We start from the raw sequence: 7,602 nt of genomic DNA, 5'->3' as shown, positions 1-7,602 counted from the left end.
GGACCGGAGAACCGGTCCCGCCCCTTCGCGGTGTGCGTCCGCGGGCGTCAGCCGTGCTGTCTCAGCCGCGCTGGATGCCCGTGGTGTCGGCCAGCACGCCCTGGCTGCCGTCTGGCAGCTGCGCGACCAGCGCGGCGCCGCGCTGCTCGACGGCCAGGTACCAGGTGCCCGGCACGACCTCGCCGACCGGGGCACCGGCCGGGTTGTCCTTCGGGGCCAGCTGGCGCGGGGCCGGGACGGCGAACCAGAACGGCTGGAAGTCCGCCGCCGGGGCGGGCGCCTGCTGCGCGGCCGGGACCGGCTGCGGGGCCGGGGCGCCGGCGTCGTGCGGCTGGGCGGCCTGGACCGGCTGGCCGGGCTGCGGCTGGCCGGCGCCCGGGTAGCCGTAGCCGCCCTGGCCGCCGAACGCCGGGTCGTGGCCCTGGGCCGGGTAGCCGTACTGGCCGGGCTGGCCGGGGGCACCCGGCTGACCGGGCTGGCCCGGGTAGCCGTACTGGCCGGGGACGGCCGCCGGGCGGTCGGCGGCCAGCGGGGCCTTCAGTGCGGGCACCAGGGGGCCCGCGGCGGCCGCGCCGGCCAGCGCGAGCAGCGCGATGAAGCCGAGCCAGGCGCCGAAGCCGTGGCTGACGACGGAGCTGGAGGTGCCGCCGCCGAGCGCCCAGACCGAGGTCCACAGCGCCGCGACGGAGAGGGCGATGCCCCACTGGTCCAGCCGCAGGCCGAGCACCTGACGGTTGGCCGCGGCCGCACCCTGGAAGCGCTGCACCAGGATCAGCACCGCGGCGGCGATGCCGAGGAGGTAGATCGACGGCAGGATGGGGAACAGGTCCGTGCTCCACGCGTTCTGCGACGGCGGGCAGTACCGGCTGTTGCCGCAGTCCACGGTCCAGTAAGGCAGGAAGGAGGCGATGAAGAGCAGGACGGCCGCGCCTGCGACGGCGGCGTCTCCCCTGGTGAGAGCGCGCAGATTCACTAACGTTCCCCTCGTTGACGTGTCGTGGACGGTGGTTCGCGCGGTCGGGCCGACCGGCCGAAACTCCCGAACGGACCAGAAGCCTAGGCCCAACCGTCCTGCCGGTGCACGGCGGGACCGGGAATGGGGTGAAGTCGTTGCAAACCGTGCGGTCCGGGCGGAGCGTCGTCCTCCGCCGGTCGCGGCCCAACTCCCTTACCGCTCTTCGGTCTTCTCTTGGGTCGTCAGGAAAGCGGTCAGCGCGTCGGCGATCCCCCGGGCCGCCTGCTGGCGCCACTGAGGGTCCGTCATCCGCTTCGCGTCCGTCGAGTTGCGCATGTTACCGCACTCGATGAACACCTTGGGGACCGTCGAGAGGTTGAGGCCGCCCAGGTCGGAGCGGGTGTCCAGGCCGTCCTTGGCGATGTAGTCCGCGTACGGCTCGCCGGTCGCGGCGTGGAACCGGTCGCGCAGCAGGAGGCCGAGCCGGCGCGAGGGGGCGACGATCGCCGCGTTGTCCGCCTTCCCCGCCACCACCCGGGCGGGCATGATCACGTGGAACCCGCTGCCGCTCGCCGGGCCGCCGTCCCCGTGCACCGAGACCGCGACGTCGGCGTGGGCGTCGGCGCCCGCGCGGGCCCGCTCGTCGACGCACGGGCCCCAGGGCCGGTCGCCGTCCTGCACCAGGACCACCGTGGCGCCCCGGGCGGCCAGCAGGGCGCGGGCCCGGCGGGAGACGTCCAGGGTGTACTCGGCCTCGGTGTAGCCGGCGTTGGTCTCGGTGCCGGTGGTGTCGCACTCCTTGCGGGCGTTGCCGATGTCCACCTGGCGGTTGATCTCGGCGGTGTGGGCGGAGTTCCCGGGGTTGTGGCCGGGGTCGAGCAGGACGGTGCGGCCGGTCAGGACCGCGGCGTCGGCGGGCGCGGGCGGGGCCTCGACCGCCGGGGCGGTGGACGGCGGCGGTGCGACCGGCGGGGTGAGGGGCGCGGCGGTGCCGTCGGCGGGGTTGCCGGGGTCGGCGGTCCCCGGCTGGTCCGTGGCCGTCGGGGCGGGCGGGGCCGAAGCCGGGCCGGCAGCCGGGGACGAGGCGGCGGGGGCCGACGCGGCCGGGGCCGCCGTGGCGCCCGCCGGGCCGGAGTGGTCGAGGGCCCGCCAGCCGAACCAGCCCGCCGTGCAGAGCGGAACGGCCACGGCCGCGGCGGTGGTGGCGCGCAGCAGGGCGGAGCGGCGGGGCGGTCGGGGGGCGGTGCCGGTCACTGGTCGGTCAGATCCTGTCCTGGGTGCGCGGAGTCAGGCCGTAGCTCTTCGCGATCGCGTTCCACTTCGTCATGAAGTCCGTCTTCGCCTGCGTGGCCTGCGGGTTGAGCTCGTCCGCGTGCTTCTTGTCGGCGGTGGCCGGGGCCCGGCCGGTGCAGCCCTGGGCGACGACGGCGCGCGCCCAGCTCGCGTACGCCTTGTCTATGTCGGCGGACAACTGCCAGGCGGACTTCAGGGAGTTCACCGCGTCCGCGCCGCCCGGCACGTCCGTGACGCTCAGTTGGGAGAGCTTGGCCAGCAGGGCGGTCCGCTGGCTCGCGCCGTTGTCGAAGTCCTGCGCGGCGCTCTCGATGTCGGCCTTCGGCGGGCAGCTGGTCACCTTGGCGACGGCGCTGCCGATCGGGGCCTTGGCGCTCTCGCCCTCGCTGAGCAGGCCGTCCAGCGCCTGGGCCTGCGCCTTGGCGCCCGGACCGGGAGCGGTCGAGCTCGGCGACGGCGTACCGGCGGGCGAGCCGGACGCGCTCGCGGCGGCGCTCGGCGCACCGTCCGCACCCGTGGGCGCGGTCGCGGGCGGCGGGTTCTCCGCGCCGGTCGCCGGGGCCGAGGCCGGGGCGGGCGCGGCCTGGCCGTCCTTGTCGCCGCCGCCCCGCAGGGCGAACAGCAGGCCGCCGCCGACCGCCAGCACCAGGAGCAGCGCGAAGCCGATCAGCAGCGGCGCCCTGCGGTTGGTCGACCGGTCCTCGTCGTCCCCGTGGGCGGTCCCGGTCGGGTAGTCGGGCTGGGCGCCGTAGGGGAGCGGGCTGCCGTACGGGGGTTGCGCGCCGTACGGGGACTGCGGCGGGGCGGCGGGCGGCTGCAGGAGGTAGTCGTAGCCGGGGGTCTGCTGCGTCTCCTGCTGCGGGGCGTGGGACGGCGGACCCGGGTGGGAGGGGAACGGCGCGGACGCCGGCGGGGCGGCCGGGGGCGGCGGGGCGGCGCCGGGGAACAGCCGGGCGGTCGGCGGGTCGTAGCCGGGCGAGGCGGCCAGGTACGGGCGGGCGCCCAGCGGCGGGCCCTGGTCGCCGACGGCGCCGGGCGAGGGTGGCGGGGCCATCGGACCGGGCTGGGCGGCGGACTGCGGGGCCGCGGGAGGCTGGGGGGTGGCGGGCGCCTCGGGGACGGGCTGCGCGTCGGCCGGGCGCTGCGGGCCGCGCACCCAGCCGCCGGCGCCGCCGCGCGCGGTCGGGTCCCAGACCGCCGGAGCGCTGTTCTGCTGGTCCGTCATGTCGCTGCTGGCCCCCACCGTCCGCCGATGCTCTGCCTGGTGCTGCGCGGCCACCGTACCGTTCGAACCCCTGCCCAGCAGCCCCGGCACGACGTTAGAGCATCGGCGCGGGGCCCCGGGAGCGAACTACCGCGCGGAGCGGCGCAGGACGCGCAGGGAGCCGGTCACCGAGACCTCCTCGAAGCCCTCGGCCAGCGCCCGCAGGTACACCCGGTACGGGGCCTGGCCGCCGTCCGCCGGGTCGGGGAACACGTCGTGCACCACCAGCAGGCCCTCCGGCGCCAGGTGCGGCACCCAGCCCTCGTAGTCGCCGGTCGCGTGCTCGTCGGTGTGCCCGCCGTCGATGAACACCAGGCCCAGCGGGCGCCCCCACAGCGCGGCGATCCGCGGCGAGCGGCCGACCAGCGCCACCACGTGCTCCTCCAGCCCGGCGGCGTGCAGGGCGCGGCGGAACCGCGGCAGGGTGTCCATCAGCCCGACCTCGGGGTCGACCAGGGTCGGGTCGTGGTACTCCCAGCCGGGCTGCTGCTCCTCCGAGCCGCGGTGGTGGTCGACGGTCAGCGCGACCGTCCCCGCCTCCCGGGCCGCCGCCGCGAGCAGGATCGCCGAGCGGCCGCAGTAGGTGCCGATCTCCAGCACCGGCAGCCCGGTGCTCCGGGCCGCCTCCACCGCCGCCGCGTACAGCGCGAGCCCCTCGTCCACCGGCATGAACCCGGTGGCCTCCTCGAACGCCGCCAGCACCTCGGGTGCCGGCTCGGCGCTCAGCAGCAGGTCGGACATGCGGTGCTCCTCGGGGGGTCGGGACGCGGGCGGACGTGCACGGACCCTACTCGACGGTAGCGGTAGCGGCAGCGCCGGGGCGGCCGGCGCCGACCGGTGCCGTGCGTCGCTCGGGCGGCGGTCAGCCCGCGAGCAGGTCGGCGGCGATCCGGGCGCGGTGCGGGGCCAGCTCGGCGGCGATCGCCCCGACCTCGGCGGGGGTGGCGGTGACGGCGGCCGGCCGGGCCTCGGCGCGCTCGACCAGGGCGATCCGCAGGTGGGTCGGAGGGTGGGTGGAGTCCACGGCGGCGTGGTCACGGGCGCTGAGCCGCAGCAGGCGCTCGTGCTCGGTGGCGGGGACGGAGCCGAGGTGCTCGCGCAGCCGCTCCCAGAGCAGTTCCGGGGCGGGCGGCTTCGGACGCTCGGGCTGTTCGGGCTGTTCTGGCTGCTCCGGGCCCCGGCCCCGGCCGCGGCGGACCGTCCGGGGGCGCCGGCGCTCCTCGGCGCGGATCCGGCCCACGGCGGTGCACACCGGGCCGAACAGCAGGAGCGTCGCGAGCATCCCGCCGGCCGCCTCGCTGCCGCCGACCCGGACGGCGAGGGCGTCCGCGCGGTACTCGGCCTGCTGCCCGGCGCGGGAGGTGAGCCGGTCGAACAGGTAGAGGCCCTGGAGCAGCAGCCAGGCGACGGCCCGCAGGACGACCGCGCCGACCAGCGCGCCGATCCGGATCAGCAGCGAGAGCTCGTCGCCGTGCGCGCGGCCCGGCCGGTCGGGCCGGACCATGCCGTACCAGGCCGCGAGCGCCGAGACCGCGCTGTGCAGCCAGAGCGAGCGGCGGTGGTCGCCGTTGACGTGGTGGCCGAACTCGTGGCCGAGCAGGGCGATCCGCTGCCGGTCGTCCAGCACCTCCCAGAACGGCAGGCCCAGTTCGAGGACGGGACGGCGGCGCAGCCCGACCAGCCCGTAGGAGGCGTTGAACTCGTCGGTGACCCGGATGACGGCCACCGGCGCGGCACCCAGCTCGGCGGCCACCCGGTCCGCCAGCCCGTACAGGGCCGGGGCCGAGGCGCGGTCGAGGACGTTCTGGTCGCGCGGCACCCGGCCGAGCCGGGGCCGCAGCGCGACCGCGACCACCAGCGCCACCACGCCCGCGCAGCGCTGCACCGTGCTCCCGGTGACGAGCAGCCAGACCGCCAGGCAGAGCAGGCCGACGGTGACCAGGTGGACCAGGCCGGCGGCGGCGGAGGCCAGCAGCCAGTCGCGGCGGGCGGTCGGGGAGTCGCCGCCGGCGGCCTGCTCCTCGAACAGCCGGTCGGTACGGTCGGCCGCCGCCCGCTCGCGCCGGGTGGGCGCGGGAGCGCCGTCCTGACCGGGGGACAGGTTCCAGTCGCAGGCCGGGCACCAGGCGGTGAAGCGCGGGTCGGCGGTCAGCGCGGCGGTGCAGCGGGGGCAGGGCGCGCCGTGGGCGGGCTGCTCGGGGGAGGCCGGTGAGGGCGCAGGCGGGGACGTCGGCGAGGACGTCGGAAGGGGTGTCGACACGGTGGTGATCATGGCGTGTCGCGGTGGTGGAAGGACAGTGAATTCGTACAGTTCCGCCGGCCGGTTGTTGTGGAACGCGTTCTAGTCGCGTCGCGCCGCCCGTGCCAGAATCGGCCCGACCGCCGATCCGAGGAACACCAGGCACCCCGGGAGCAGCACCCATGCGCGCAGCCGTCCTGCACAAGACCGGCCAGGAGACCCTCGACGTCCGCGAGGACGTGACGGCCGTGGGCTTCGGGCCGGGCACCGTACGGGTCCGGATGCGCGCCGCCAGCCTCTGCCACTCGGACCTCTCCGCGATGAGCGGCGTCCTGCCGCAGCCCGCGCCGTTCGTCCCCGGGCACGAGGGCGCCGGGGACGTGCTGGAGGTCGGCGAGGGCGTCACCGGCCTCGCCGCCGGCGACCGCGTGGTGCTCTGCTGGATGGCCCCCTGCGGCCGCTGCGACCACTGCCGCCGGGACCGCGGCCACCTCTGCATCGCCAGCCTGCGCGGCCTCGGCGCCCCCGGCTTCCGGATCGCCGAGGGCGGGCTGAGCGCCTCCGGCTTCTACGGCACCGGGGCCTTCGCCGAGGAGGTCGTGGTCGCGGCGAACGCCGTCATCAAGGTGCCCGACGACCTCCCGTACGAGGCCGCCGCGCTGATCGGCTGCGGCGTGACCACGGGCATCGGCGCCGCGGTGAACACCGCCCGGGTCGAGCCCGGCGCCTCCGTCGCGGTGATCGGCGCGGGCGGGGTCGGCGTGGCCACCGTGCAGGGCGCCCGGGTCTGCGGCGCCGGCCGGATCACCGTCGTCGACCCGGTGGCCTCGCGCCGCGAGCGCGCCCTGGCGTTCGGCGCCACCGAGGCGATCGCGCCCGAGGAGCTGAAGGCGGCGGCCAAGAAGCTGCCCGGCGGCGGCTTCGACTACGTCTTCGAGGCGGTCGGCCGCGCGGCCACCGTCCGGGCCGGCTACGAGGCCGCCCGGCGCGGCGGCGCGGTGGTCGTCATCGGCGCGGGCGCGCAGGACGACCTCGCGCAGTTCACCATGGGCGAGCTGTTCTTCAACGAGAAGCGCCTGCTGCCCTCGCTCTACGGCGGGGCCACGGTGGCGCGCACCATCGGGCTGGTCGTGGACCTCTGGCGGGCCGGGCGGATCGACCTCGACGGCATGGTCACCCACCGGGTGGGGCTCGCGGACGTCAACGAGGCGATCGCGCAGATGCGGAGCGGCGAGGCGCTGCGGACGGTCGTGACGCTGGGCTGAGGGCGGGCCGCGGCCGGGGCGCTGCTCGGGGCTTCGCACGGAGACTTCGGGCGGAGGCTTCGGGAAAGCCGAGGGCCCGCCGGGGGAGTCCGTGCCCTCCCGGCGGGCCCTCGTACGCGGTGCCCTGGTGGTGGTGCGGTCAGCCCAGCGCCCCGGCCGCGCGGTGGCGGCCGTGCGGGTCGGACTCGGGGCTGTCGTCGGCGGCGGAGCCACCGCGGTGGCGGCCGTGCGACGCGGTGTCCTTGGCCGTCTTCTCGTCGGCGTCGGTCCCGGTAACCGCGGGTCCGGTGGTGTCGGTGAGGGTGTCGGACATGAGAATCGTCTTTTCCGTGCGGAGGGTGCAGGTCATCGGCGCCCGGCCGGCGCCGGTGGCGCACGGTCTGGTCCCCGATCGGGCGCCCGGTGCGCGCCCGTAGCCGGTGATCGCGGCCCGTGCCCCGGTCACCATAACGGCCGGGACGGACGAGATCCTATCGAGATCATGACGCGAGTCCCGCGCTGGTCCCGGGCCCGGAAGCGGGCCGGCGGCCGACCGGCTCGCGGCGGCGAGGGGACGATACCCGGAGACCGCCGCGCCGGGCCGGCG

7 protein-coding genes are annotated in these 7,602 nt (G+C 77.0%); 1 reads left to right on the top strand and 6 read right to left on the bottom strand.

Annotated features, from left to right (window positions below):
- Positions 1–61: 61 nt before the first annotated feature.
- The 5 genes from ACFU7Z_RS06025 to ACFU7Z_RS06005 all read right to left on the bottom strand — a co-directional run bounded on the left by ACFU7Z_RS06025 (position 62) and on the right by ACFU7Z_RS06005 (position 5,772).
- Positions 62–973 carry a hypothetical protein gene (locus ACFU7Z_RS06025; protein WP_074000831.1) on the bottom strand — a complete coding sequence of 304 codons (912 nt, stop codon included), beginning with the start codon at positions 971–973 and terminating at the stop codon, positions 62–64.
- Between the two features lie 195 nt (positions 974–1,168).
- Positions 1,169–2,209 (bottom strand): N-acetylmuramoyl-L-alanine amidase, encoded by a 1,041-nt coding sequence (locus tag ACFU7Z_RS06020; protein ID WP_380776500.1) that lies wholly within the window; start codon positions 2,207–2,209, stop codon positions 1,169–1,171.
- A gap of 7 nt (positions 2,210–2,216) precedes the next feature.
- Positions 2,217–3,491, bottom strand: a complete 1,275-nt coding sequence (locus ACFU7Z_RS06015; RefSeq protein WP_380776498.1) for a hypothetical protein — start codon at positions 3,489–3,491, stop codon at positions 2,217–2,219.
- Between the two features lie 108 nt (positions 3,492–3,599).
- Positions 3,600–4,253, bottom strand: a complete 654-nt coding sequence (locus tag ACFU7Z_RS06010) for a class I SAM-dependent methyltransferase (RefSeq protein ID WP_117487499.1) — start codon at positions 4,251–4,253, stop codon at positions 3,600–3,602.
- A 121-nt stretch (positions 4,254–4,374) separates the two neighbouring features.
- Entirely contained in the window at positions 4,375–5,772 is a 1,398-nt protein-coding gene (locus ACFU7Z_RS06005) for a M48 family metalloprotease (protein ID WP_380776494.1), read from the bottom strand.
- Positions 5,773–5,933: 161 nt separating this feature from the next.
- On the opposite strand from ACFU7Z_RS06005, the gene ACFU7Z_RS06000 reads away from it, so the two are divergent.
- Positions 5,934–7,016: an alcohol dehydrogenase catalytic domain-containing protein gene (locus ACFU7Z_RS06000; protein ID WP_375874060.1), complete on the top strand. Its 1,083-nt coding sequence runs from the start codon at positions 5,934–5,936 to the stop codon at positions 7,014–7,016.
- A 139-nt stretch (positions 7,017–7,155) separates the two neighbouring features.
- Here the strand turns inward: ACFU7Z_RS06000 and ACFU7Z_RS05995 are convergent, their stop codons facing one another.
- Entirely contained in the window at positions 7,156–7,329 is a 174-nt protein-coding gene (locus tag ACFU7Z_RS05995) for a hypothetical protein (RefSeq protein ID WP_158077660.1), read from the bottom strand.
- Positions 7,330–7,602: the final 273 nt, after the last annotated feature.

This window comes from Kitasatospora sp. NPDC057518, from assembly GCF_042802075.1.
Lineage (GTDB): Bacteria > Actinomycetota > Actinomycetes > Streptomycetales > Streptomycetaceae > Kitasatospora.
This window is presented reverse-complemented; position numbering and strand designations above follow the sequence as displayed.

Excerpts from the sequence above, each read along its gene's own strand:
- ACFU7Z_RS06010 (WP_117487499.1), bottom strand. The coding sequence starts at position 4,253 with ATGTCCGACCTGCTGCTGAGCGCCGAGCCGGCACCCGAGGTGCTGGCG.
- ACFU7Z_RS05995 (WP_158077660.1), bottom strand. The coding sequence starts at position 7,329 with ATGTCCGACACCCTCACCGACACCACCGGACCCGCGGTTACCGGGACC.
- ACFU7Z_RS06000 (WP_375874060.1), top strand. The coding sequence starts at position 5,934 with ATGCGCGCAGCCGTCCTGCACAAGACCGGCCAGGAGACCCTCGACGTC.